General features: G+C 71.0%; 17 protein-coding genes. 11 read left to right on the forward strand and 6 right to left on the reverse strand.

Annotated elements, in window-relative coordinates; genetic code table 11:
• Window positions 1–77 precede the first annotated feature (77 nt).
• Together ACFQU4_RS27805 and ACFQU4_RS27810 are read right to left on the reverse strand one after the other, a co-directional pair.
• A complete protein-coding gene (locus ACFQU4_RS27805) occupies window positions 78–3,056 on the reverse strand; it encodes a DUF5722 domain-containing protein (protein WP_377498323.1) in 2,979 nt (992 codons plus the stop codon).
• Window positions 3,057–3,107: 51 nt separating this feature from the next.
• Window positions 3,108–3,782: a GNAT family N-acetyltransferase gene (locus ACFQU4_RS27810; RefSeq protein WP_377498325.1), complete on the reverse strand. Its 675-nt coding sequence runs from the start codon at window positions 3,780–3,782 to the stop codon at window positions 3,108–3,110.
• A 56-nt stretch (window positions 3,783–3,838) separates the two neighbouring features.
• On the opposite strand from ACFQU4_RS27810, the gene ACFQU4_RS27815 reads away from it, so the two are divergent.
• Window positions 3,839–5,911 (forward strand): hypothetical protein, encoded by a 2,073-nt coding sequence (locus ACFQU4_RS27815; RefSeq protein ID WP_377498327.1) that lies wholly within the window; start codon window positions 3,839–3,841, stop codon window positions 5,909–5,911.
• A gap of 523 nt (window positions 5,912–6,434) precedes the next feature.
• On the opposite strand, the gene secA2 is transcribed toward ACFQU4_RS27815, so the two are convergent.
• Window positions 6,435–8,729: an accessory Sec system translocase SecA2 gene (gene secA2 / locus ACFQU4_RS27820; protein WP_377498329.1), complete on the reverse strand. Its 2,295-nt coding sequence runs from the start codon at window positions 8,727–8,729 to the stop codon at window positions 6,435–6,437.
• An 81-nt stretch (window positions 8,730–8,810) separates the two neighbouring features.
• Here secA2 and ACFQU4_RS27825 point away from each other — a divergent pair, with 81 nt between their 5' ends.
• Genes ACFQU4_RS27825 through ACFQU4_RS27835 form a run of 3 tightly spaced genes read left to right on the forward strand, consistent with a single transcriptional unit; the run spans window position 8,811 to window position 11,247 of the window.
• The gene (locus ACFQU4_RS27825; protein WP_377498331.1) at window positions 8,811–9,452 is read left to right on the forward strand and encodes a DedA family protein; all 642 of its coding nucleotides are present in this window, start codon (window positions 8,811–8,813) and stop codon (window positions 9,450–9,452) included.
• Window positions 9,449–10,597 carry a sensor histidine kinase gene (locus tag ACFQU4_RS27830; RefSeq protein WP_377498333.1) on the forward strand — a complete coding sequence of 383 codons (1,149 nt, stop codon included), beginning with the start codon at window positions 9,449–9,451 and terminating at the stop codon, window positions 10,595–10,597. The genes ACFQU4_RS27825 and ACFQU4_RS27830 overlap by 4 nt, the downstream gene beginning before the upstream one ends.
• Entirely contained in the window at window positions 10,588–11,247 is a 660-nt protein-coding gene (locus tag ACFQU4_RS27835; protein ID WP_377498335.1) for a response regulator, read from the forward strand. The genes ACFQU4_RS27830 and ACFQU4_RS27835 overlap by 10 nt, the downstream gene beginning before the upstream one ends.
• Here the strand turns inward: ACFQU4_RS27835 and ACFQU4_RS27840 are convergent.
• Both ACFQU4_RS27840 and ACFQU4_RS27845 read right to left on the reverse strand, forming a co-directional pair.
• On the reverse strand, window positions 11,226–12,326 hold the full coding sequence (locus ACFQU4_RS27840; RefSeq protein ID WP_377498337.1) for a serine hydrolase domain-containing protein: 1,101 nt from the start codon (window positions 12,324–12,326) through the stop codon (window positions 11,226–11,228). The two genes, ACFQU4_RS27835 and ACFQU4_RS27840, sit on opposite strands and share 22 nt — an antisense overlap.
• A gap of 618 nt (window positions 12,327–12,944) precedes the next feature.
• A complete protein-coding gene (locus ACFQU4_RS27845; RefSeq protein ID WP_377498339.1) occupies window positions 12,945–13,811 on the reverse strand; it encodes a helix-turn-helix domain-containing protein in 867 nt (288 codons plus the stop codon).
• A gap of 84 nt (window positions 13,812–13,895) precedes the next feature.
• Here ACFQU4_RS27845 and ACFQU4_RS27850 point away from each other — a divergent pair, with 84 nt between their 5' ends.
• The 7 genes from ACFQU4_RS27850 (at window position 13,896) to ACFQU4_RS27880 (ending at window position 24,386) form a co-directional block, all read left to right on the forward strand.
• Complete coding sequence (locus ACFQU4_RS27850) at window positions 13,896–17,288, forward strand: DUF5107 domain-containing protein (protein WP_377498341.1); 3,393 nt, start codon at window positions 13,896–13,898, stop codon at window positions 17,286–17,288.
• A complete protein-coding gene (locus ACFQU4_RS27855) occupies window positions 17,285–18,604 on the forward strand; it encodes an ABC transporter substrate-binding protein (RefSeq protein WP_377498343.1) in 1,320 nt (439 codons plus the stop codon). Before ACFQU4_RS27850 ends, ACFQU4_RS27855 begins: the two co-directional genes overlap by 4 nt.
• Window positions 18,605–18,618: 14 nt before the next feature.
• Window positions 18,619–19,554 carry a carbohydrate ABC transporter permease gene (locus ACFQU4_RS27860; RefSeq protein WP_377498345.1) on the forward strand — a complete coding sequence of 312 codons (936 nt, stop codon included), beginning with the start codon at window positions 18,619–18,621 and terminating at the stop codon, window positions 19,552–19,554.
• Window positions 19,555–19,556: 2 nt separating this feature from the next.
• Entirely contained in the window at window positions 19,557–20,372 is an 816-nt protein-coding gene (locus ACFQU4_RS27865) for a carbohydrate ABC transporter permease (protein WP_377498347.1), read from the forward strand.
• Window positions 20,369–22,423, forward strand: a complete 2,055-nt coding sequence (locus ACFQU4_RS27870) for an alpha-galactosidase (RefSeq protein ID WP_377498349.1) — start codon at window positions 20,369–20,371, stop codon at window positions 22,421–22,423. Before ACFQU4_RS27865 ends, ACFQU4_RS27870 begins: the two co-directional genes overlap by 4 nt.
• 119 nt (window positions 22,424–22,542) lie before the next feature.
• Window positions 22,543–23,490 carry a phytanoyl-CoA dioxygenase family protein gene (locus ACFQU4_RS27875; protein ID WP_377498352.1) on the forward strand — a complete coding sequence of 316 codons (948 nt, stop codon included), beginning with the start codon at window positions 22,543–22,545 and terminating at the stop codon, window positions 23,488–23,490.
• A gap of 77 nt (window positions 23,491–23,567) precedes the next feature.
• Window positions 23,568–24,386, forward strand: coding sequence for a helix-turn-helix domain-containing protein (locus ACFQU4_RS27880; RefSeq protein ID WP_377498354.1), 819 nt, complete (start codon window positions 23,568–23,570; stop codon window positions 24,384–24,386).
• Window positions 24,387–24,402: 16 nt separating this feature from the next.
• Here the strand turns inward: ACFQU4_RS27880 and ACFQU4_RS27885 are convergent, their stop codons facing one another.
• Window positions 24,403–25,641 carry a macrolide family glycosyltransferase gene (locus ACFQU4_RS27885; RefSeq protein WP_377498356.1) on the reverse strand — a complete coding sequence of 413 codons (1,239 nt, stop codon included), beginning with the start codon at window positions 25,639–25,641 and terminating at the stop codon, window positions 24,403–24,405.
• Between the last annotated feature and the right edge of the window lie 16 nt (window positions 25,642–25,657).

The following is a 25,657-nucleotide window of genomic DNA, read 5'->3' on the forward strand; positions in this document are numbered from 1 at the left end:
CATTACACGGTGTAGTGAACGTGCTCAGAGGGCGCGCAGAAGTCGTCCGGCCGACCGGCCGGGACGGTGGGGGCGAATCAGCCGGCGAACCAGCCCAGGTCGTCCAGCTGGAACCGCGGTTGCCAGGGGGTGTCGCTGCCTACGCCGGCGAAGCCGACCTCGATCCCGGTGATCTTGCTGCGGCCGGCCCAACCGGAGACGTCGACGGTGACCTGGTTCCAGCGGTCCGGGCTGAACGAGTCGAGCGTCTCGGTGATGCTGGTGCCGTCCTCGGCGAGCAGGGTCAGCGTGGCGCGGTAGCCGGTCGCGCCGGGCAGTCCGCCGTACGCGTTCATCCAGACGTAGACCGTGCCGGCCGAGCCGAGCTCGAGCGGCTGGCTGTAGCGGGCCGCGAGGGTGCGCTGTTGATCACCCGGTACGGTCTCGCTGGTCGCCTCCAGAGCGTACGCGCCGGAGCGCGGCCGGCCGGGCGCGTTGGCGAACGAGCCGACCCGGGCGATGCCCGCCACGCCGTCACCGGGCGTGAACCCGCCGAGATCGTTCTCGAAGTCGATCACCGTGTGCTCGGTCGGCGGCGGGATGTCGACCGGGACCAGCAGCCGCTGCCCGGCGAGCTCCAGGCAGACGGCCGACGGGTCGTCGCCGGACACGGCAGTGATCGTCGTCGTGATCGTCTGGGTCTCGCCGAACACGGAACCGTCGCCCTCGACCTTGGCCGGGTCGGTGCTGAAGTGGCCGCAGTCGTCGCCGATCGTGATCGGGCCGGTCAGCGGATCAAGATCAAGATTGCGCAGCGTGATCGTCAACTTCGAGCCGACCAGCTCCGCGCGCTCGGCGGCCGCGGTCGCGGTCACGTTGGGCAGCGTGGACGGGTCCGCCTTGCCGGCCGCCACGACGGAGCCGATCTCGAAGGAGGCGTCCGGGGTGCCGGTGCCGGTCCCGGAGACCAGCACCTTGAGCCTGGTCAGCCGGCCGGGATCGTCCGGCACCGCGATCGCGACCGGGTGGAGTTCCCCGTCGGCCGGAATCCGCGCCTGGCCGTTGATGATCATGCCGTCGTCCAGCGTGGCGCGGAGCCGGACCAGCACCTCGGCTCCGAGGCCGGCGTCGGCCGGAACCCGTACCGTCGCGCCGAGCCAGCGCTTGTCGGACAGGGCGACCGGGCGCTCGAACGCGCGCACGACGCCGCGGTCCTGCTTGCCGAACGTGCCGCCCGCGGTGGTCACCTTCAGCGCGCCGTCCTGCGCGGTCGCGGCGGCTGCGTTGTTCGAGGGCAGCCAGCCGTCGGCGTCGCTGCCGAACGCGCCCAGCGGCCGGACGTCGGCGAGCTTGCCGCCGACACGGCTCGGCACCGCGAGCGCCTCGGTCCGGTCGGCCAGCTCGGCCGGGTCGAAGCCGTCGACCAGCTCGGCCCAGTCGTCGATGCCGATGATCGGCAGCGCGAACTTCGTCACCTGGGTGGAGCGGGCCGTGTCGATGCCGGCGAAGACGTCGTAGATGATCTTCTTCCGCAGCGGTGCGGCCGGGAACTCCCGGCTGTGGTCGGCCGCCCACAGGCCGAGGTTGAGCCCGCCCTCCTGCCGGTGATCGACGTGCCGGTGCAGGATGAACGAGTCGATCGACGGCAGGAACTTGATCTTGTAATAGGCCAGCGCGTAGCAGGCCGCCTGGAGCCGCTCGGCCTTCTCGGTGAGGGCGTCGCCCTGGCCCGGCGTGTTACAGCCCTGCTCGGACAGGATGATCCGGCGCGGCTGGTCGCCGTACCGGAACTCGGCGGCGTCCAGGTACTTCGGCAGCACCTCGATGTTCTTGAACGTGATCCGCGGGGTGTCCGGCGTACCGATGGCCGTCTCGTCGTTCCAGAAGTCGGGTTCGAACAGGTTCTCCGGGTACGGGTGGTAGGCGACCTGCCAGTCGAAGTCGCCGCCGCGCTTGGCCACCCGGTTGAACTCGTCGACCAGGTCGCGGCCGCGGTAGTTGCGGGTCGGCTGGTCCGGGTCCGGGTTGCCCGGCGGCAGCAGGGTCCAGTGATGCTCCAGCGACAGGTACGTCCGCGCCGCCCGGAACGCCGACTTGGTGGCGAGCGAGACCAGCCGTACCGCCCGGGCGTAGCCGTCGACGAACTCGGCCAGCGGCATCTCGCCCGAGTTCGACCAGGTCCACTGGGCGTTGACCTCGTTCCCGACGATGTAGCCCGACGCCAGCCCGTAGCGGTGATCTTCGCGGCCGTACCGCTGGGCCACGAAGTCGAGCGCCGCGCTGAGGTACCGGACCCCGGCGGCGGTCTCGGTGTTGAAGCCGAAGACCGGCCCGGCGCCCGGCTCGGTGGACGCGTCCGGATGGATCAGCACCTCGGCCGCGCTGTTGGCCTCACCGGGATGCCGGTAGAGCAACAGGATGACGTTGACCAGGATGCCGTCGTCGGTGAGCGGCTTGATCTGCCGGTCGAACGCGGTGACGGCGGCCGCGTCGAAGTAGTAGGTGTTGCCGCCATGATCGAAAGCGATCTCGGAGTCGGGGTCGGCCGACTTCAGCAGCATGATGTCGGCAAGATCGAGGTTGAGCGCCGCGTGCTGGATGCCCAGTTCCTCGGCGTCGTCGGTCAGCTGGACCTGGAGCCCCTTCTTGCTGGTGGTGGCCGGCAGCGACCCCGGGTTCGTCGGGGCGTAGCCGAACTGGTCGGCGTAGCGGCTCGGCCCGATCGGCTTCCCGTCGGCGGCGGCGACGAACTGGCTGTAGAGCCGGTCGGACCCGTCCTTGGCGGTACGGGCGATCGTCGCGCTGAACCGGCCGGAGGTGGGGATCACGGTGGACACCGGGTCGGCGTCGGCGATCGAGGCGGTCCGTTCGGCGCCGATCGCGTACAGCTGGACCTCGCCGGTGGCCCGCCCGGTGATCGTGATCGTGGTGGCGCCGACGGTGACGGCGTCGATGCCGGCCGGGTCCTCGGCGTGGGCGCGCGGTACGGCGAGGAAGGTGGCGATGATCATGAGCGCCAGGAGCACCAGGGTCGGACGGACGGAAGATCGGCGCAGCGTCGAACGATCCAGCCCCATCGCGATCAGCCCCGTCCCGTGATCAAACTCAGGTGTCCGGGCTGAAGCTTGTCAATGAACGTCGGGCGTGGCAAGAGTCGTGGCCGAACTTTCCACGTTCCGGAGTTGCCAGATCCGGCCCAGGGGGCGGGCACCGAGCTTGCCGGCGACGGCGCGGGAGGCGGCGTTGTCGAACAGGTGGCTGTAGAAGAGCAGCGGTCTGGTCGGCGCCGCGACCTCGGCCCAGGCGGCGGTGATCATGGCCGCGTAGCCGCGCCCGCGATGATCGGGTTCGGTCCAGATACCGGCCTCGGCGGCGCCGTCGGCATCGCGCGGCGTATGGCAGATCGCGGCGATCCGGCCGCCGGTGACCCCGATCGTCCACGGCCCGAGCCGGCCGGCGAGCAGGTCGTCCCATTCCGCCGGCTCCCACTGCAGTTCCGGCCGAGCGGCGGCGAGGGCGTCCGGCACCGGCTCGGTGGAGCGGTGTACGGCCAGCTCCGGCGGCACCGGCGTGCTCCGTCCGGGATCGATCAGGTAGCTGACGCAGCCGGTGATCACGGTCGGCGCCGTGGCGTCCAGCCGCTCCTTGATCAACAGCAGCTCCGCCGGCGGCTCGGTCCGGTCCGGGTCGGCGACCGGGACGGCGGCCCGCGGCGGCGCGGAGTCCCGGCCATGATCATCCACACCCCAGAGCAGCCGGATCTCCCGGTGCAGCAGGTCGAGATCGTTCAGCGCTTCGGTCATCGCCGGTCAGGCTAGCCGTTGCGGCCACGCCGGGCACGGGAATTAGGCTCGTGGCCATGGCAGAGGAAGATCGAGAGCTTCGGTTCGGTACCGGCACGGTGCGGCTGGCCGGCGACGGTGCGGTGCTGCAGGTGCGGCATCCGCGGACCGGCCGGACCGTGCTGCTCGACGACGCGGACCCGACGGACGGTGCGGTGCACGATCCGGCTCGCCGGTGGGGCAAGGGCTTCTGCGTCGTGCAGGCGGCGGACGGACCACGCGGGCTGCGCTGGGACCGTCCGGACACGGTCACCTGGACCGAGGGCGGGGTCGAGCTGGTCCATGCCTGGCCGGAGCACGGGCTGCGGCTCGACCTCGGCCGGCGCTTCGACGATCACTGGACCGAGCACTACTCCTTGATCAACACCGGCGCGGAACCGGTCCGGATCGGCTCGATCGGGATCAGCACGCCGTGGCGCGACGTCTACCAGTCCAGCGCCGACAGCCTGGCCGGCGCCGTACACGCCCACGTCTGGCCGGGCGGCGCGGACTCGTACGTCTGGGCCGAGCCGATGGACGGGGCCGGACCGGGTCTCGGGCTGGTGTTGATCACCGGCGAACTGTGGGCGTACTCGGTCGAGTCACGGGACGCGTTCACCTCGTCCAACATCCGCGGCCACCTCTACCTGCACCCGACCGATGTCGCCCGTTCGCCGGAGGCCTTCGGCGGGCAGCCGGAGATCGTGATCGAGCCGGGCAGCAGCTACGACTGGTCGTGGCGGCTTTCCTGGTACGCCGACCGGGCCGCCCTGCACGCCGACCGGACCCCGGTGATCACGCTCGACGCGGTGGTCGCCGAGGCTGGTCAGGCCATCCCGATCACGACGACGGCCACAACGCTCCCCGAGCTTGTCGAAGGGCAGGGCACGATCGGGCACAGCCCTTCGACAGGCTCAGGGTACGAAGGCATGATCAACTCCGGCGGGCCTGGCGTGGTCGAGCTGCGGGCCACCCGGGACGGCCGGACCGCCCGGGCCAGCGTGTTCTTCCATCGCCCGCTGCGGGAGGTCGTCGAGAGGCGGGTGGCCTTCATCGCGGAGCGCCAGGTGGCCCGGGAACGCGACGACGCCTCGGCGGCCGCCTTCGTCCCGTACGACCGCAGATCCGGGCTCACCACGCTGCCCACGGTGTGGCGGGACTGGAACGACGTCCGCGAGCGGGTCGCGATGCCGCTGCTGCTGCAGCAGACCCGGACCCTCGGCTGGGGCGACCCGGCCCGGCTGGACGACCTGCTGGACCGGCACCGCGCGTTCGTCCTGGACCGCGTCGTCGCGGCCGACGGTACGGTCGCCGACGACAGCCGCCGGGCCGTGCACACCAGGCTCTACAACTTCCCCTGGTACGCGCGCTACCTGGCCGCCGAACACGACCGGACCGGCAACGCCGCCGACCTTGACCTCGCCGCCAAGATCATCGAGCGCTACTACGCGCTGGGCGGGCAGCAGTTCCTGGCCTTCGGTCTCGGCGGGATCGTGACCGGCCTGGCCGAGAAGTTGATCACGGCCGGCGACCGGGACCGGGCCGACGCGCTGCGCGACTCGCTGATCGCGCACGGCCGGCACTTCGTCGAGGTCGCCACCGACCTGCCCTCGCACGAGGTCAACTACGAGCAGTCCATGGTCGCGCCGATGCTTGATCTCATGATCAACGTGCACCGGCTCGACCCCGACGCGGTACCGGGACCGGAGATCGCGCTCCGGCTGCCCTGGCTGACCGCGTTCGCCGGCGATCAGCCGGACGCCCGGCTGCGGCACATCCCGATCCGGCACTGGGACGGCTACTGGTTCGGCGTGGAACGGCACTGGGGCGACGTCTTCCCGCACTACTGGACCGTGCTGAGCGCCCAGGTGTTCCTCGGCCTGCCGGAGGGGATCGTCCCGGACCGGCGCCGGGCCGAGCTTCGTGATCAAGGTGCCGCGATCCTGCGCGCCAACCTGATCAACTTCGCCGACGACGGCTGGGCCACCTGCGCCTTCGTCTACCCGAGCTGCGTCAACGGCAACCCGACCCACCACGCCGACCCCCTCGCCAACGACCAGGACTGGGCCCTGGTCTACGCCCTCGACCACCCCGAAGCCTTCCCCGCCTAGCCCCATCCCGCGCAGCCGCGACCCCTTCTCGCAACCGCGACCGATGCAGGGGTCGCGGATGGGTGGAGCGGTCGCGGCTGTGGGTGGGCGGCGGTCGGCGCGGCCGTCCCGGTCGGATCCGGGGCCGTCCCGGTTCTTGGCGACCGTTGCTTCCGCGCGACTGGGTGCAGGAGGTGCGGATGGATGGAACGGTCGCGGCTGGCAGGACGATGTTTCGCGCTGCCGGGAGTAGTGATCGGGTTGTTCGAGGGGCGGGCGGCCCGTCGACCCCGCTTCCCGCGTCGCCAGGCCCGGCGCGGCTCGCCCCAGCCCCTTGCGTGCAGCCGCGACCGTTCGTCGCAACCGCGACCGATGCAGGGGTCGCGGCTGGGTGGAACGGTCGCGGCTGTGGGTTGGGGGAGGGGGCGGTCGGGGCGGCCGCACGGCCGGGGCGACTGGCAGCGGGGTGAGCTGGGTGGGTCCGCTCATGAGGCGCGGGGGCGGGCGGAGGTCAGTCGGCGCCGGGGCGGACGGTGCGGAGGAGTCAGTCGGCGCCGGGGCGGACCAGTCGGCGGAGGGCTCGGCCGGTGGCGGCCAGGAGTTGATCTTCGGGCGAGCCGAACGGGTTGTCGCTGACCAGGTAGGTCCAGGTGGCGCTCGGACGCTCGGCGCCGACGCCGGCGAGGTCGATGCCGTCCTCGGTGATCACCGCGTCGCCGAAGGCCTCGACCGCGTCCGAGAGTGCCTCGTCGATCAGGCCGCGGTAGGCCTCGGCGATGTCGCGGTTGAAGCCGACCAGGGGATTCTCGCGGCCCAGGCTGCGGAAGTGGATGCCTTCCCGGACGTGTTCGGCCAGGGCCAGGTGATCGCTCCACCGGCGGTCCAGGAAGGCCAGCACCAACTGCCGGGCCGCGTCGCCGAGCACGTCCACGTCGATCGTCTTGGCGAGTTCGGCCCAGCGGTCCGGTGCGGCCTCGGCGAGTTGATCACCGGCCAGCCCGGTGATCAACAGGCGCTCCCGGTGTTCCAGCACCTGCCGCCGCTGAGCCCGCAACTGCTCGTTGTAGTGCCAGGTGATTCGGCGCAGTTCGGCCGCTTCGCCCTCGGCGATCCGCTGGGCCTGATCGACGTCCACGCCGCCCGCCAGCTCAGCGGTACGGGTGATCAGGGGGTCCGCGTCGGAGGTGAAGAACACGGTCCGGCCCGGATCGCCCTGCCGGCCGGCCCGGCCGCGAAGTTGATCATCGAGCCGGCGGCTCGGGTAGTGGCCGGTGCCGATCACCAGCAGGCCGCCCAGGTCGGCGACCCGGTCCCGGTCGGCCTCGTCGGGCCCGCCGAGCCGGATGTCGGTGCCGCGGCCGGCCATCTGGGTGGACACGGTCACCGCCCCGTACGCCCCGGCGCCGGCGATGATCTCCGCCTCCCGGGCATCGTCGCGGGCGTTCAGCACGGTGGCCTCGATGTCCTGATCACGAAGCCGGTCGGCGATCCGTTCCGACTCGGCGACATCGGAGGTGCCGAGCAGCACCGGCCGCCCGTCGGCGTGTTCGGCGGCCACCCGGGCCAGGATCGCCTTCTCCTTGGTCCCGACGTCGGCGTACTGCTCGTCGGGGTCGTCGATCCGGATCGCCGGCCGGTGCGTCGGCAGGGCACCGGTCTCCAGTTGGTAGAACTCGCGGAGCTGTTCGGCGGCGGAGACGGCGGTGCCGGTCATGCCGATCAGCACCGGGTACCGCTTGATCAACTCGTGCACGGTGATCTGGTCGAGGATGGTGCCGCGCTCGCTCTGCCGCAGGCCTTCCTTCGCCTCCACGGCGGCGTGCAGCCCGTCCGGCCAGCGCCGCAGCCGGGCGACCCGGCCGCGGTCCGGGTCGATCAGCCGTACGGCGTCGTCGACCACCAGGTAGTCCACGTCGCGCCGGACCAGGGCGCGGGCGTAGAGGGCGACGTTGACCCGGGTCAGCAGCCCGCCGTCCTCGAACAGGTTGTCGACGGCGGCCAGTTGTTCCACGTGGTGTACGCCGTCGTCGGTGAGGCTGACCGTCCGGCCGTCGCGGTCCACCGCGTAGTCCCGGTCCGGGTCCAGTTCCGCCACCAGCGCGGCCGCCTCAGCGAGATCGTCCCCCGTGCCGGCGCTGCCGGCCAGCACCAGCGGCACCCGTGCCTCGTCGAGCAGTACGGAGTCGGCCTCGTCGATCAGGGCGACGTCCGGCTCCGGCTGCACCCGGTCGTCGTCGGCGGTCCGCATCCGGTCCCGGAGCAGGTCGAATCCGGCCTCGCTGACCGACACATAACAGACGTCCGCCGCGTAGCCGGCCCGCCGCTGTTCGGGGGTCGAGGACTGTTCGATCCAGCCGACCGTCACGCCGAGCCGGGCCAGCACCGGCCCCATCCAGGCGGCGTCGCGACGAGCCAGGTAGTCGTTCACCGACAGCACCTGGACCCGCTGGCCACCGAGCACGTACCCGGCCGCGGCGATCGCCCCGACCAGGGTCTTGCCCTCGCCGGTCGCCAGTTCGGCGATGATGCCGGGGCCGCCGCCGAGCGGTGCCAGCAGCGCGACCGCGGCCTGGAGCTGGACGTCGTAGGCACGTTCGTCGAGGGCCCGGTGGGCCGCCTCCCGGCCCAGAGCCACGAGTTCGGCCGGCAGGGCGGGCTCGGCGCCGTCGCGGATCGCGGTCGCCCGCTCCAGCAGCGCCTCGTCGTCGAGCCCGGTCAGCTCGGCCTCGAGCCGCCCGGCCCGCTCGACGACGCCGGCATACCCGCGAAGGTCGTGCAGTCCGGGTCGGCCGATCCACCGTGCGAACGCGCTGCGGAGGGTCCGGAATCGAGAGGCCACCAAAGAACACTACCTGTGGATTTCCACACCCGACCGGACGGCTGACCCCACTGTCCGGCGGCGCTCGCGTAGCTACCGTCGATGATCATGGAAACCGATCATCTGAACGCCGTCGCCCGCTGGGCGGTCTCCCTGATGGAATCGCTGGGCGGGCCGGGCGCGGGCCTGACCATCGCCCTGGAGAACCTGTTCCCGCCGCTGCCGAGCGAGATCATCCTGCCGCTGGCCGGCTTCGCGGCGAGCCGTGGCACGTTCGGCCTGGTCGAGGTGCTGCTGTGGACGACGCTCGGCTCGGTCGTCGGCGCTCTCATCCTGTACGGGCTCGGCGCCTGGCTCGGCCGGGACCGGCTGCGCCGGATCGTCGCCCGGGTGCCCCTGATGAAGGTCTCCGACGTCGACCGGGCCGAGGCCTGGTTCGACCGGCACGGATCGAAGGCCGTGTTCTTCGGCCGGATGATCCCGTTGTTCCGCAGCCTGATCTCCATCCCGGCCGGTCTGGAACGGATGTCGCCGGTCCGGTTCATCCTGCTGACGGCCGCGGGCAGCGCGATCTGGAACACGATCTTCGTCCTGGCCGGCTTCTTCCTCGGTGAGAACTGGGGCATGGTCGAGCAGTACGCCGACGTCCTGCAGCTGCTGGTGATCAGCGCGGTTGCGATCGCGGTCGTCTCGTTCGTGGCGGTACGGGTGCGGCAGCGCGGACGCGGCAAGATGGTCGGGTGAGCGGAGCGGAGTTGATCATCGGCACGGGGCGGGCGACCGGCGTGCCCCGGCGCGCGGCGCAGATCGCGGCGGCCACCGTGCTCGGCGCCGTGCTGGTGCCCGTTCTGCTGGTCGCCGTTGTCGCCGCGCCCGTCTCGGCTGCCCCGGCCCGGACCGTCGGGGTCTGGGTGGCGCGCCGGCTCACCCGGCTGGACGGGGTGCCGCGGCCCCGCTGTCCGGAGGGCCGTCGGCTGATCGGGCTGCTCGCCGTGGAGGCGCTGCTCGGGTTCGTCGGAGTGTGCGTGCTGGGACTGATCGGCCTCGGGCTCGTCGTGGCCGGACAGATGATCATGGCCGCGGCGACCGGCGGCCCTGTGCCGGCTTTCGACGCCGGGCCGGGTCAGGTGAACTGGTGGACGGTTGCGGCGTTCACCGTGCCCGGCGGGTTGTTGATCTTCCTCGCCGCCTGCGGTCTGGCCGGCGTGGCCTGGCTCGACCGGAGGGCCTGGTCGCGCTTCGCCCGGCCCGGAGCCGACGAGCTGGCCCGCGAGGTCACCCGGCTGCACGGCACGCTCGACGACGTGGTCGCGGCCGTGGACGCCGAGCGGCGCCGGATCGAACGGGACCTGCACGACGGGGTGCAGCAGCGGGTCGTCGCGTTGTCCATCTTGCTGGCCCGGGCCGAGCGGGTCACCGATCCGGACGAGCGGCGCGAGTTGCAGCGGCGGGCGCGGGCGGAGACCCAGCAGGTGCTGGACGACCTGCGTTCGGTGGCCTGGCGGACCTACCCGGCGATGCTCGTCCGGGACGGGCTGCCCGCCGCCCTGGCCGCGTTGCGGGACCGCACCGAAGCGCCGATCCGGCTGCGTACCGACCTTGATCGACTTCCCGATCTCGCCGTCGAGGCCGCCGCATATTTCGTGGCCAGCGAGGCGGTGACCAATGCGATCAAGCATGCGCGGGCGACCCGGATCGATCTTGAACTGGTGCGAGCCGGAGGCGACGTGATCTTGACCGTGACCGACGACGGGATCGGCGGGGCCGATCCGGCCGGGGCGGGCCTGTCCGGCATCGCCTCCCGAGTGGCGGCCCGCGGCGGCGTCCTTCGGGTACGGAGTCCGCACGGCGGGCCGACCGTCGTCGAGGCGGTGATCCCGTGCGGATAGCGATCGCCGAGGATTCGACCCTGCTGCGCGAGGGCATCGCCCAACTCCTCACCGCCGAAGGTCACATGATCACCGACTCGGTGGGCACGGCCGTCGAGTTGCTCCGGGCCGTGGCCGTGGATCCGCCGGACCTGGTGATCATCGACGTCCGAATGCCGCCCGACTTCGTCGACGAGGGGATCCACGCCGCCCTGCGGATCCGCCGCGAGTGGCCGGACGTCGCGGTGATCGTGCTCTCCCAGTACGTCGAGCGACGGCACACCAGCGACCTGCTCGACGGCCGCGGCGGCGTCGGCTATCTGTTGAAGGACCGGGTCTCCGACATCGCCGGCTTCCTGGACGCCATCGAGCGGGTCCGGGACGGCGGCACCGCGTTCGATCCGGAGGTGATCCGCCAGCTGATCGCCACCAGGCCGGACCCGGACACCCGGCTGGCCGGCCTGACCGACCGCGAGCGCGCCGTGCTCGAGTTGATCGCGCAGGGTCACAGCAATGCCTCGATCGCCGGCCGGCTGTTCATCAGCCAGAGCGGCATCGAGAAGCACATCAACATGATCTTCGGCAAGCTCGGCATCCCGCCGGGCTCGACGTACAACCGCAGGGTGCTCGCCGTGCTCGCCTATCTTGATCATGAACCCACCAGGCAGTAGCCGGTGAACGCTGTCGCGGCGAACCTGGCGAAGCCGTCGTCGGCCCCGGACGCCTGGAGCAGGGTGAGGCTGCGGCCGTCGTCGCGGCGATAGGCGTAGCTGACGTACCCGAGCAGTTGGCCGCCATGTCCCCACAACCGACCGCCGCAGGGGAGATCGAAGCGTTCCAGGCCGAGCCCGTAGTGGAATCCCATCCCCATCGGGACCGTGGTCCGCATCTCCGCGAGCGTCGTCTGGCTGAGCAGCCGGCCACCGAGCAGGGCGTCGAAGAACCCGGCAAGATCATCGACGGTCGAGATCATCTCGCCGGCGGCCCAGTCGAGCGACTCGTTCTGTTCCGTCACATCCGCCCGGCGGCCGTCCGGAAGCTCCGCAGTGGCACGGATCGCAGGCTCTGGCAGGCCGGGATCCGAACCGGGCAGGGACGTTTCGGTGAGGCCGAGCGGCCGCAGGATGCGCTGCGCGATCTCGGTGGCGTACGGGCGGTCGGTGACCGCCTCGATCAGCAGGCCGGCGATTACGTAGTTGCTGTTGGAATATCGGAATCGCTGCCCCGGAAGGAAATCGGGCGGCCTGCTGAACGCCTGCCGCAGAAGTTGTCTCGGTGAGTAGTCCCGGAATCGATCATGGTCGCGCCACCGGTTCGTCGACCAGCCGGCGCCCTTCATGTAGTCCGGGATCCCGCTGGTGTGCTGAAGAATCTGGCGGACCGTGATCCCGGCTCCATTGCGGACGACGCCTGGCAGATAGGTCTCGACGGGCGCGTCCAGCCGGACCCGGTTCTCGTCGACGAGTTGCAGCACGACCGTGGCGACGAAGGTCTTGGTGATGCTGCCGATCCGGAAGCGCTCCGAGCCGTCGACCGGCATCGTCGCACCTTGATCACGGACGCCCGCGGTCCAGGTTTTTCCTTCCAGGATGAGGATCGTGGTCGAGGTCCCGGCCGGCACGCGCACGAGCTGCGCCAGGAGTTGATCACGAGCGCCGATCAGGGCGGCCGCTCCGGTCGACACCAGGACCAAGATCGACACCGAGATGATGAGGGCAACACGTCGAGCGAGTCGCAGAGCTGAGGGCACCCGTCCGACGCTAGGCACGCAACCCCCTGCCGCCACTGCGGACGACCACCCGCCCCACTGTGGATAGCCCCAATCCGCAGTGAATTTCCGCCGTGACTGACCGGCGGAATTCACTCCGTCGAGCGTATCGGGGTCGCGCCTCCGTCGAGCTCGACCATCGAGCAGCGGCCAAGCCCGCCCGGCCCATTCGAGTGGTGGGAAGTCGACGTCGATCGGGCCCGAGCCACGTCGATAACTCACCACTCGAAGCGCGGTCGTGAGTCCGTCCAGGCAGGGTCGATCTCTCGCCAGTGGAGTGGTGGGTCAAGCTCGGCCGGAAGCGGCGTAAGGGAGGCGGTTCGCCGTGGGGTGCGCGCGGGCCCGCCGTCGCGCACCCGGTCCGCGCTGGCGGCGTCGACCCACAGCCCGACCGGCTCGTACGCCTGCCTGCCTGCCCTGCCGGCTCACCCGCCCGCCGTCCCGGCTCGATCGCCGCCCGGTTCGGCTCGCCCGCCCGCCCGCCGTCCTTGCTCGATCGCCTCCGGCCCAACCCGCCTCGCCGACTGGGCACTTCAGCAGTGACACGCCGCCAGAACGCCTGCTTTTGTGCCGAGTCAGCGGAATTGGGGGAGGTGGGGGTCAGGTGAAGGAGGTTCGGTAGGTGGTCGGGCTGCAGCCGTGGACGGCGCGGAACTGGCGGGAGAAGTAGAACGGGTCGTCGTAGCCGACCTCGCCGGCGATCTCGCGGACGCCGGCGGTGGTGGTGGCCAGCAGCTCGCGGGCCCGGGCCATCCGCAGTCGCTTCACGTACTCGATCACGCCGGAGCCGGTGGCGCGGCGGAACAGGGCGGCGAAGTGGGACGGGCTGAGCCCGGCCAGCCGGGCCAGGTCGCCGACCCGGACCGGATCGGCGAAGTGTTCCCGGAGATGATCTTGGGCGGCGCGGACCGGCTCGGCCTGGCCGTGGCAGCCGGACAGCTTGTCCGCGGCCAGCTGGGCCAGCAGCGACCAGGCCAGGCCGGCCGCCATGATCAGATTCGGCTCGGTCTCGTCGCGGCTCAGGCAGTCGACGACATGGGTCACGGTCGCGGTCGCGCGGTACAGGTCTCCGATCGGCACCACCCGGTCGGGCAGGATCGGCTCGAGCAGCGACGGTACGTCACGGCCCGCGGCATGCAGCCACCAGATCGTCCAGGGCTGGTCATCGTCGGCCCGGTAGCCGTGCGGCAGGTGCGGCGGAATGATCAAGGCAGTCCCGGCCGGCACGGCGAAGGTACGGCCGGCCAGGGTGCACCAGCCCCGGCCCTCGATGCAGATGATCACGACCGCCTCGGGTGCACCGTGACTCCGGATCCGGCCATGGCTCGCCGCATGCGGGAAGTGCCCGGCGTCGGTCACCAGCAGGCGCGACGTCGGGTTGCGCCGGAGCGCGCGCTGCACCAGCGGCCGCGGCAGGACCAGCAGCCGCTGCCCCGGGAAGCCCTCCGCGATCAACACACGCCCCATGCTGCTCCAGCATCGTCGGATCGTCCAGGGAGATCGCAGGATCGGTCATTCTCACCCGTACCGGTCCGGGCTAGCGTCGCGCCCATGCTCACCGAGGAGCCGCCGCGGCTCACGCTGCCCGAACGCCCGCCGACCCTGGCCGAGGCGCCGGTGGCGGGCTGGCGCGAACCGGTGCAGATCGAGACCTATCGACCGCTGCCGCCGGACCGGTATCCCGCCTATCTTGATCAACGGGTCTACCAGGGCTCCTCGGGCCGGGTCTACCCGCTGCCGTTCTTCGAACGGATCGAGCCGGTCCGCCGCCCGGTCTCCTGGGACGCCATCCATCTGGAGAACGCGTGGATCCGGCTGATGATCCTGCCCGAACTGGGCGGCCGGATCCACGTCGGCTACGACAAGATCGCCGGGCACGACTTCTTCTACCGCAACGACGTGATCAAGCCTGCGCTGATCGGGCTGACCGGGCCGTGGATCGCCGGCGGCGTCGAGTTCAACTGGCCGCAGCACCACCGGCCGGCGACCTATCTGCCGACCGACGCGACGATCGAGCACGACCCGGACGGTTCGGTGACGGTCTGGTGTTCCGATCATGATCCGTTCACCCGGATGAAGGGGATGCACGGGATCTGCCTGCGGCCGGACCGGGCCGCGATCGAGCTGAAGGTACGGCTCTACAACTCCTCCGAGGAGCCGCAGACGTTCCTCTGGTGGGCCAACGTCGCCGTCCGCGCCCATGATCAACTGCAGGCGTTCTTCCCGCCGGACGTGTCGATGGTCGCCGACCACGCGCGCCGCGCCGTCACCGCGTTCCCGGCCGCCGACCGGCCCTACTACGGCATCGACTACCCGCACCGCGCTGCGACAGGCTCGGCGGACGGTCCTTCGACAGGCTCAGGACACGAGGTGCCGGGGGACCGGATCGACTGGTATCGCAACATCCCGGTGCCCACCTCCTACATGTGCCTGGGCAGCGAGGGCGACTTCTTCGGCGGGTACGACCACCAGGCCGGGGCCGGCTTCGTACACGTCGCCGATCACCGGACCGCCGTCGGCAAGAAGATGTGGACCTGGGGCAACGCGCCGTTCGGCGAGGCCTGGTGCCGCAACCTCGCCGACGACGGCTCGGCCTACATCGAACTGATGGCTGGCGTGTTCACCGACAACCAGCCGGACTTCTCGTTCCTGGCGCCCGGCGAGACGAAGGTGTTCAGCCAGTTCTGGTATCCGTACCAGGGAATCGGGCCGGTGCAGGCCGCGACGCTCGACGCCGCGATCGCGATCACCGACGGGACCGTGGGCGTCGCCGCGACAGCCCGGTACGACGACGCGACGGTGATCATCGAGGGCACGGGCGGAAGGTCCGAACACCGGGTGGCGCTGACCCCGGGCCGGCCGGTCCAGCTGCCGCTGGCCGCCGACCAAGATCACGACCTGGTGATCACGGTCGTCGCCGACGGGGCCGAGCTGGTCCGCTGGGCCCGGGCGGAACCGGCCGAGTCGGCCGGCCCGGCGACCGAGCCGCCGGCCCCGGAGGCGGTCGGCAGCGTCGAGGAGCTCTACCTGACCGGGATCCACCTGGAGCAGTACCGCCATGCGACCCGGTCCCCGGAGCCGTACTGGGCGGAGGCGCTGCGCCGCGATCCCGATCATGCTCCGACCTGCACCGCGCTGGCCGCGCGCCGCTACCGGGCCGGCCGCTACCAGGAGGCCGACGCGTTGCTCCGCCGCGCCGTGGCCAGGCTGTCGGTCCGCAACGCCAACCCGGCCGACACCACCGCGCACTACTACCTCGGCCTGACCCGGGACCGGCTCGGTGATCACGACGGCGCCTACGCGGCGTACCGCAAGGCCGCCTGGAACCGTGCCTGGCGGGCGCCGGCCGGCTACCGGGCCGCCGTGCTCGACGCCGCCGCCGGCCGCAACGCCGACGCGGTCGACCTGCTGGCCGACGTGCTCCGGGCCGAACCCGAACACCTGCAGGCGCGGGCGCTCTCGGTGATCGTGCTGCGCCGGCTCGGCCGGACCGAACAGGCCGAGCGGCTGCTCGCCGAGACCCGACGACTGGACCCGCTGCACGGGTGGACGAACGACCTGGCCGGCGAACCGCTGACCACCGACGCCCAGACCCTGCTCGACGTCGCCCTCGAGTACGCCCACGCCGGCGAACCGGAAGCGGCCCTCCGGCTGCTCGAACTCGCGGCCACGGCCGATGAAGTACGCCCGCTCGGCGCACCGGCCGCCGGCCCGTTGATCGCCTACCGCCGGGCGGAACTGCTGACCGGGCTGGGCCGCGCGGCGGAGGCCGAGGCCGCCCTCAGCCAGGCCAGGACGGTTCCGGACCGCTGGTGCTTCCCGGCCCGGCTGGACGACGCGGACCTGTTGTCCCGCAGGGGATCCGAAGCTCCGGATGATCATCGTGCGGCGGCGCTGCTCGGGCACTGGCTCTACGACCGGGACCGGGTCGACGAGGCCGTCGACGCGTGGCGGCGGGCGGTCCGGATCGACCCGTCCGACCCGGTCTGCTGGCGCAACCTCGGGCTCGCGGCCTACAACCGGCAGCACGACCTGGAGACCGCCCTGCAGAGCTACCAGCGGGCCGTGCAGGCGGCCCCGGAGGATGCCCGGCTCCGCTTCGAGCATGATCAACTCCAGGCCCGGGCCGGCATCGCGCCGGCCGAGCGGTGGGCCCGGCTGCAGGACCGGCTCGACCTGGTCCGGCAGCGCGACGACGCGGTGGTCGAACTGGCCCAGCTGCGGCTGTCCCTCGGTGATCATGAGGCGGCGACCGCGCTGCTGCTGGAACGGGACTTCCAGCCGTGGGAGGGCGGTGAGGGGCAGGCACTCCGGGCCTGGGACCGTGCCTGCCTCGCCCAGGCCGACGCGGAGCTCGCGGCCGGCCGGCCGACGGACGCGGTCGGCTGGCTCGACCGGGCCCTGGACCCGCCGACATCTCTGGGCGAACAGCGGCACCCGCTGGCCAACTCGGCCTGGCTGCGGCTCGCCCGCGGCGACGCCCTGGCCGCCGCCGGTGATCAGGAAGCGGCCCGGCGGGACTGGGCCGACGCGGCCGACCAGATCGGGGACTTCCTGTCCATGAGCACCACCCCGTTCAGCGAGGCGACCGCGGCGTCGATCACCGCACTGCGCCGGCTCGGCCGTCCCGGGCCCGCCGACGAGCTCGCGGCCGGGTTGTCGATCTTCTGCGACGAACAGGAGGCGACGCCGGCAACCGTCGACTACTTCGCCACCTCGCTGCCGACCCTGCTGCTGTTCGCCGAGGACCCGGAGTTGATCAAGAACCGCCGGGTCCGCTTCCTCCGCGCCCAGTTGGCCGCGGTCAACGGGTGCCGGCAGGGCGCGCTGAGCCGGCTCGACGAGATCCTCGCCGAGGATCCCAACCATGCCGACGCGATCGATCTGAGGCGCCGGCTCGAGACCCAAGATCAGAGTCCATCACTCACAGGAGAGGTTCGATGACCACTCGCATCTCGTACCCACCCAGCCCCACCAGCCTGACCCGCCGTGCCCTGCTGGGCGGCGCCGCGGCCTTCGGCGGGGCCACCCTGCTGTCCGGCTGCATCGGCACCGGGCCGGGCACCTCGGCACCACCCACGGGTGGACCGACCGGCGGCCCGGCGACGCTGCAGATCGCCTTCTCGGAACCGAAGTCGCGCGACGCGCTGCTGGAAACGATCAAGGACTACGACGGCCCGGCACCGACGGTGAACGCCGTCGCCACCGAGCAGTTCCGGGCCCAGCTGTCCACCTATCTGACCTCGGCCAACCCGCCGGACGTGATCGGCTGGCTGGCCGGCTCGGTCGCCAGAGACTATGCCAGCAAGGGATTGCTGCTCGACGTCAGTGATCTCTGGACCGGCGACGGCGCGTGCGCGGGCTACTCGGAATCGCTGCGCGCCCTGTGCAGCGACGAGAGCGGCAAGCAGATCTTCGTGCCGACCAGCTACTACTGGTGGTCGATCTTCTACAAGAAGTCCGCCTTCCAGAAGTGGGGCATCACCGAGCCGCCGAAGGTCTGGGACGACTTCATCGCGCTCTGTGATGATCTCAAGGGCCGCGGCGTGCACCCGCTCACCAATGGCATCGGCTCGACGCCGTGGATGTCGTCCGGCTGGTTCGACTACCTGAACCTTCGGGTGAACGGCGCCCAGTTCCACCGCGACCTGCTGGCCGGGAAGTTCCCGTTCACCGACGAGCGGGTCGCCGCGGTGCTGGAGCGGTACAAGCAGCTGATCCCGTACTTCGATCCCAACATGCGTTCGTACTCGGTGCAGGAGGCGGTCACGCCGCTGGTTCAGGACAAGGCGGCGATGTACCTGACCGGCGCGTTCATCGTCGTGTCGGTGCCGAAGAACCAGGTCGACGACATCGACTTCTTCTCGGTGCCGACGATCGACCCGGCCATCCCGAGCGCGGAGGAGGCGCCGACCGACGGCTACATGGGATCGGCCAAGGCCCCGAACGTCGACCAGGCGAAGAAGCTGATGACCTTCCTGGCCTCGCCGGACGCCCAGCAGAAGAACATCCAGCTGTCCGGCTCGGCCAACCTGCCGACGTCGCCCGACGTCGACACGTCCGGCTTCTCGCCGATGGTGCAGAAGGGGATCAAGCTGCTCAACGAGACGAAGGAGATCACCCAGTTCTTCAACCGGGACTCCTCCGACGCGCTGCAGCTCACCGCCGACGCCGCCCTGACCAAGTTCCTGGATGATCCGTCCGACATCAAGGGAACCCTGGAGGACTGGCAGAAGGCGGCCGAGCGGGCCCGCAAATAATGACACCGAAAGCGATGACCTCGACCGCGACGGCGACGGTTCCGAGCCGCGGCACCGGGACCAGTCGGCGACGGGCCCGCGGTGCACTGCGCGTGCCGCCGGTCGTCTGGCTGTTCTTGATCATCCCGGTCGCGGTCGAGGTGTTCTGGGTCTTCTGGCCGGCGTTCAACAGCTTCCAGCTGTCGCTGACCCGCTGGCAGGGCGTCGGTGCGGCGGAGTTCATCGGCCTGCAGAACTATGTCAACCTGTCCTCCGACCCGGTCTTCCTGACCGCCCTGCGCAACAACGCGATCTGGGTGATCTTGTTCGGCGGGCTCTCGGTGATCGGCGGGCTGACCCTGGCGGTGCTGCTGAACCGGCCGCGGCGCGGGGTCGGCATCTACCGGGCCGCGATCTACCTGCCGATGGTGTTCTCGTTGGCGGTGACCGGCCTGTTCTGGCGGGTGATGTACGCGCCGGACGGGCCGATCACCGGCTTCTTCGAGGCGCTGCGGATCGAGGCGCTGGCGACGCCGTGGCTGGCCTCGCCCGATCTCGCCCTGTACGGGGTGCTGATCGCGGCCGTCTGGCGCCAGGTGGGCTACATCATGGTGCTCTACCTGGCCGGGCTGAAGAGCTGCGACCCGGCGCTGGAGGAGGCGGCCGCGGTGGACGGCGCGAACCGCTGGCAACGCTTCTGGCACGTGGTGATGCCGCAGCTGGCCGGCGTCAACACGGTGGTCTTCGCGGTCACCGTGATCGACTCGCTGCGCACCTTCGACATCGTCTGGTCGATGACCCGCGGCGGTCCGTACGACAGCAGTCAGCTGCTCAGCACGTACATGTTCCAGCAGGGCTTCACCGTGGTGAACCTCGGCTACGGCTCCGCGATCGCAGTGATCATCTTCCTGCTGGCGATCATCTTCATCATCACCTATCTGGCCCGCGCGGCCCGCGGTGAGGAGGACTGACCATGAACAAGACCTCACCCTGGTTCCACGTCGGGATGATCCCGTTCACCCTGCTCTACATCTCACCGCTGATCTTCGTCGTCGGGGTGTCGCTGCGACCGTTCGACGACATCACGATGCGCGGCCTCGCCGCCCTGCCCGCCGCGCTGTCCTTCGAGGGCTTCCGGACGGCGTTCGACGCCGGCACCCGGGGTGCCCTGCTGAACAGCGCGCTGGTCACCGTGGTGACGGTGATCTTCACGCTGCTGCTGGCGTCGATGGCGGCGTTCGCGCTGAGCCGGTTCCGGATCCCGTTCCGCCGGAGCATCCTGTTGATCATGCTCGCCGGCAACCTGCTGCCGCCGCAGATCCTGCTGATCCCGGTGGCCAAGATCGCCGAGGGGATCGGCATCTACGACTCCCTGCTGGCGTTGATCGTGGTGCAGATCGGCTTCGGCCTCGGCTTCTACACGTTCGTCCTGCACGGCTTCATGCGCGGGATCCCGCGCGAGGTGTTCGAGGCCGCCGTGGTCGACGGGGCCGGCGCCGTCCGGACCTACGGACAGATCGTGCTGCCGCTCTGCCGGCCGGCCCTGGCCGCGCTCGGCGCGCTCGCCACCACCTGGGTGTTCAACGACCTGATCTGGGCGATGACCGTGCTGCGCACCGAGACCAAGTTCCCGATCACGGCGGCGCTGCTCAACCTGCAGGGCAGCTTCGTCAGCAAGTGGAACGTGGTCGCCGCCGGCTCCATCCTGGCCGCGATCCCGCCGGCGGTCGTCTTCTTCCTGTTCCAGAAGCACTTCGTGTCCGGCCTCCTGGTCGGAGCGAACAAGTGAGCCCGGTCTGGCGGCTGCCCACCGCGACCGGGGTCTACCGGGTCGGCCTGGCACCCGATGATCTTGGTCCGGTGCTGCTGTCCTGGACCGATCCCGGCGCCGAGGCTGCGGAGGTCGAGTGGCCCGTGGCCGGTGGCTGGGACCTCTCGGCCGACGTACTGCCGTTGGAGTACGCGGTGCTCGGTACCCGGCAGCGGCAGACGTCGGAGCTGATCGTCGATCACGGCGACGGCCTGATCGGGGCCCGGATGGTCTGGGACTCCGACGGTGAGCTGATCAGCCACGGGACCCGCACCACGCTCCGGGTGCACGCCGTCGACACCACCGGCCGGCTCGACCTGGAGTTGCGGATCACCGCCGACACGGAGCACGACGTGATCGCGAAGCGGGTCGTGATCACCAACGTCGGCCGGCGGCGGCTCACCCTGCCCCGGGCGTTCGCCCCGGCCTGGGACCTGCCGCTGCCGGAACCGCCGATGATCGACTTCCTGGCCGGCGACTGGGCCCGCGAGTTCGGGACCCACCGGGTGACGCTGCCGGCCGGGACGTTCACGATCGGCAGCCGGCAGGGGGTCACGTCGCACAGCTACGCCCCGGTGCTCGCCGTCGGTACCTCGGCCGGGCCCGGCTTCGGGGTGGCGCTGGCCTGGAGTGGATCCTGGCGGCTGGCCGCCGAGGTCGTACCGGGGTCGGGCCGGGTCCGGATCGCCGGTGGCGTCGACGACGAGACCTGTGTGATCACGCTGGACCCGGGGGAGACGTACGCGACGCCGGAGATTCTGGCGGTACGGGCCCCGGAGGGCGTCGCCGGCCTGCCCGGCCGCTGGCATGATCATCAACGCCGGGTGCTCAGCCGCGATATTGGACCGGCCCATCGCCCGATCGTCTACAACTCCTGGTACGCAACGGAATTCGACGTCCGGCCCGAGCACCAGGCGGCACTGGCCGAGGTGGCGGCCGAGCTCGGCGCCGAGGTGTTCGTCGTCGACGACGGCTGGTTCGCCGGCCGGACCAGCGACCGCGCCGGGCTGGGCGACTGGACCCCGGACCCGGCCAAGTTCCCGCACGGCCTGGACCCGTTGATCACCTCGGTCACGGGCCTCGGGATGCGGTTCGGGATCTGGGTGGAGCCGGAGGCGGTGAACCCGGACAGCGACCTCTACCGGGCCCACCCGGACTGGGTCTACCGGGCCGGCGACCGGCCGCTGGTCACGGTGCGGAACCAGTACCTGCTCGACTTCGGCCGCCCCGAGGTCGTCGCCTGGTGCGAACAGACCCTGCGGACGCTGCTGGCCGATCACCGGATCAGCTACCTGAAGTGGGACATGAACCGCCCGGTCAGCGACGGCGGCCGGCCCGGTGACGATCATGGTCGGCAGTGGCCGGTCCAGCACGTCGAGGGCTACCACCGGGTGCTCCGGATGCTGCGCGAGGAGTTCGGCCACGTCACCGTGGAGGCGTGCTCCTCCGGCGGCGGCCGGATCGACGCGGCGGTGCTCGCGCTGACCGACGTGGTGTGGACCAGCGACGAGACCGGGCCGCGGGACCGGCTGGCGATCCAGCACGGCTTCCTGTCCGCGTACGGCCCGCACCTGATGAGTTCCTGGGTGACCGACCAGCCCGATCATCGCGATCCGGAGCCGGTCAGCCTCGAGTTCCGGTTCCTGGTCGCGATGGCCGGCGTCCTCGGCGTCGGCTCCGACCTGCTCGCCTGGACGGCGGGGGAGCGGGCCCGGGCCGCGGAGTTGATCAAGCTCTACCGGGAGCTGCGGGCGACGACTCAGACCGGCCGGGTGGAGCGGCACGGCGAACCGGCCGATCCGTTCTACGCGGTCGAATACGGCACCGGGGACCGCTCCGTGATCTTGGTCTACGGCCGGCCCGGCCGTCCGGACCGGCCCATGATCACGCCGCGCACCTTGCGGGCCGGGCAGCGCTACCGGGTCCGCGACGACGACGGCCGGACCGTGACCGCCGGCGAACCGTTCGAGCTCGGCTTCACCCTCGCCGAGGACGCCGGCCTGCTGGTCCTGGACCGGGTCGCCGACTGAGGTGACCTGATCGGATCGTCCAGGAAGTACGTCTCTGAGGCATGGATCCACGGGGGACGGTGGTCCAAAGTTGATCGAAACGACCGCCCTTCGGCGTTCTACTCACAGGAGTGATTCCCATGACCACGTCCGACATCGCGACGGCCAACCCCACCGTCGAACTGGTCGACTCGAGCCCGCTGCTGGGCAACCCGCAGGCCCTGCTGGAGCGCGCGGCGGTCGACGGCTACCTGTTCTTCCGCGGACTGCTGGACCGGGACCGGGTGCTCGGCCTGCGCCGGCAGATGATGCAGGTCGTCGCCGACCACGGCTGGCTGCAGGCGGGCACCGATCCGATGGACGGCATCGCCGACACGGCGGCGTTCGATCGGGTCGACCCGGTGGCGGCCGCCTTCTGCGGCACCGGGGTCCCGCTCGACGCGTACCGGGACATCTACAAGATCCAGGACTTCCACGGGATCGGGCACGACCCGGCCATGATCAACTTGTACGACAGCCTGCTCGGCGGCAACGTGCTGCGGCAGCCGCTGTCGATCGCCCGGGTGATGGTGCCGAGCTCCAACTTCCAGCCGACGCCGGCGCACCAGGACTTCATCCACATCCAGGGCACCAAGAACGTCTGGACGTCCTGGTTCCCGCTCGGCGACTGCCCGGTCGAGCTGGGCGCCCTGACGGTGCTGGTCGGTTCCCAGGCCGACGGTCTGCTGACGTACCACGCGGCGCAGGGTGCCGGCGAGCTGGAGGCCTACATCTGTGACTCCGGCCTGTCCTGGGGTGTGGCCGACTTCCGGGCCGGCGACGTGCTGACCTTCACCAGCCTGACCGTGCACCGCGGCATGCCCAACGTGAAGGGGGAGCGGGTCCGGTTGTCGCTCGACCTGCGCTACCAGCGGGCCGACGAGCCGATCACCCGCGGCTCGATCACGCCGCACTGCGACATCCTGCCCTGGGACGACATCTACGAAGGCTGGACCGACGAGAGCCTGAAATACTACTGGCGTGACCGCGGCCTGACGCTGGTCGATCATGACGAGGAGTTGCGCTGGCAGAAGAACAAGATCTGCTGAGATCGGAGACGCCGAGGATCGCCCGGCCTGCCGCGGACGGCGGGCCGGGCTTCCCGCTGGTCGCCTTCGCCGCGACGGTGCAGGCGCACCCCGGTGATCATTCCGGCTATCCGCGGGTCGAGTCCCGGATGCTGCTGGCCGGTCACTCCGGCCGCGGCCGGGTCGTGATCAACGGTACGGAACACGAACTGCGACCGGACATGATCATGGTCCTGCCCTGGGGACACCGGGTCGCCTACCGGCCGGACCCGGCGGATCCGTACCTGGTCTACGGGGCCCACCTGATCCCCTGGCACGCGGCGGACCAGCCGGTCGAGCTCGCCGTACCGCACCATCCCGATCATCCGCTGGCCGGCGTCGGCTGGCGGTCGGACGCCGAACTCGGCATCGGCGGCGAATTGTGGGTCACCGACGAGACCAGTCATCCGACTCTGAAGACCTTGATCAAACTGATCGCGCAGGTCTGGGACCGTGGCACCCCGGACGTCGAGACCGCCCGTGCGCTGGGCGTCCTGGTGACGGGGGAGCTGCGGGCCGCGGACCAGATCCTGCCGCAGAACGACCGCCGGCTGCCGCTCCGGTTGCGCCGGGTGCTGACCTGGGTGACCGCCGAACCGGGCCGGTCGATCACCGTCGCCGACCTGGCCGCGGTCGCGGACTGCAGCACGGCCACGCTGACCCGGCTGTTCCGGCGCCACCTGGACACGTCGCCGCTGGCCTGGGTGCTCCGGGTCCGGATCGATGCTGCCAAGGAGTTGATCATCACCACCTCGCTGCCGATGGCCCAGATCGCCCGCCGGGTGGGGATCAGCGACGCCTACTACTTCTCCCGGCAGTTCCGGCGCCACACCGGGGAGTCACCGTCGGCGTGGCGCCGGCGCTGGGCCGGACCATGATCATGATCGGGCCGGCTCAGCCGGCTCGGCTCGCCGACCGCTCGGCGAGGAACCGGTCGATCAGTTCGGCGGCGGCCGCGGCGCCGCCCTCCTGACCCAGCCCGTCCGCGATGGTCCGGGCCGCGGCTGCGTGGGCAGAATCGGAGCGGACCTGGTCGACGGCGGAGCGCAGCGCCTCGGGCGGCACGGGGCGACCGGAGAGGTTCTGCCGGAGCACGACACCGGCACCCCGCTCGGCCACGGCCCGGCCGATCACCAGCTGCTCGAACTGCTGCGGAATGATCACCAGCGGCACCGCGTGCCGGAGGCCCTCGAGCACGCTGTTCATGCCGCCGTGGGTGACGAACAGGTCGGCCCGGGCCAGGACCTCGAACTGCGGTACGGAGGCCCGGACCAGCGTGTTCGACGGCGGGGTGCCGAGCCGGGCCGGATCGGTGTGCCGGCCGACCGAGAGGACCACCCGCGCCGGCAGGTCGCCGAGCGCCGCGAAGCAGGACCGGAAGAACTCGTCGCTGCCCGCGTGCAGGGTGCCCAGCGAGACCATGATCAACGGCTCCGAACCGGCCAGCAGGGCGGCGAGCTCGGGGTCGGCCACACTCGTCCGGACCGCCGGGTCGAAGGTCGGCCCGACATAGTGGCAGCTGTCGTCGATCCGCGGGTCGGGCAGCTGCAGCCAGCGCGGGATCGGGAAGATCGTCAGGTCGCCGCGCATCGGGAAGACCGGGCTGGGCGGGAACAGGTCGCCGAACTGCTTGACCACCCGGCCGCGCGCGCCGACGACGCCGGGCAGATCGGGCAACGCGAGCTTGATGAACTGCAGCCATTCCCGCAGCGCCATGCCGCGCATGCTCTCGGCGCCGGCCAGCATCGTGGTCATCAGGGAGATCGTCGGCAGCCCGGCATCGGTCGCCGCCATCCGGCCCCAGACCGCGTTCGAGTCGTAGGCGATCGCGTCCGCCGGATCCCGACGCAATTCCTGCTGCAGAAAGGGAACCAGCCGCTCGGTGGCGGTGAGGACCCGGGCGACGACCCGCAGCGGGCTGCCTTCCCGGGTCGCGGTGGCGATGTCCTCGGAGGTGATCGCGTCGGCCGGGTAGGGGCGGAAGTCCGCTCCGGTCGCCGTCAGCTGGTCCCGGAACTCCTCGGTGGCATAGCAGGTGACGGAGAGCTTGCGCCGGACCAGTTCCCGGATCAGCGGGGCGCTGGGATTGACGTGGCCGGCCGCCGGCATCGCGGTGAAGACGATTCGGGTCATCGGACGGGTCCTTCTC

Origin of the sequence: Microlunatus sp. GCM10028923, assembly GCF_042666975.1 — a bacterium.
In the GTDB taxonomy this organism is placed as follows: Bacteria; Actinomycetota; Actinomycetes; order Propionibacteriales; family Propionibacteriaceae; genus Microlunatus.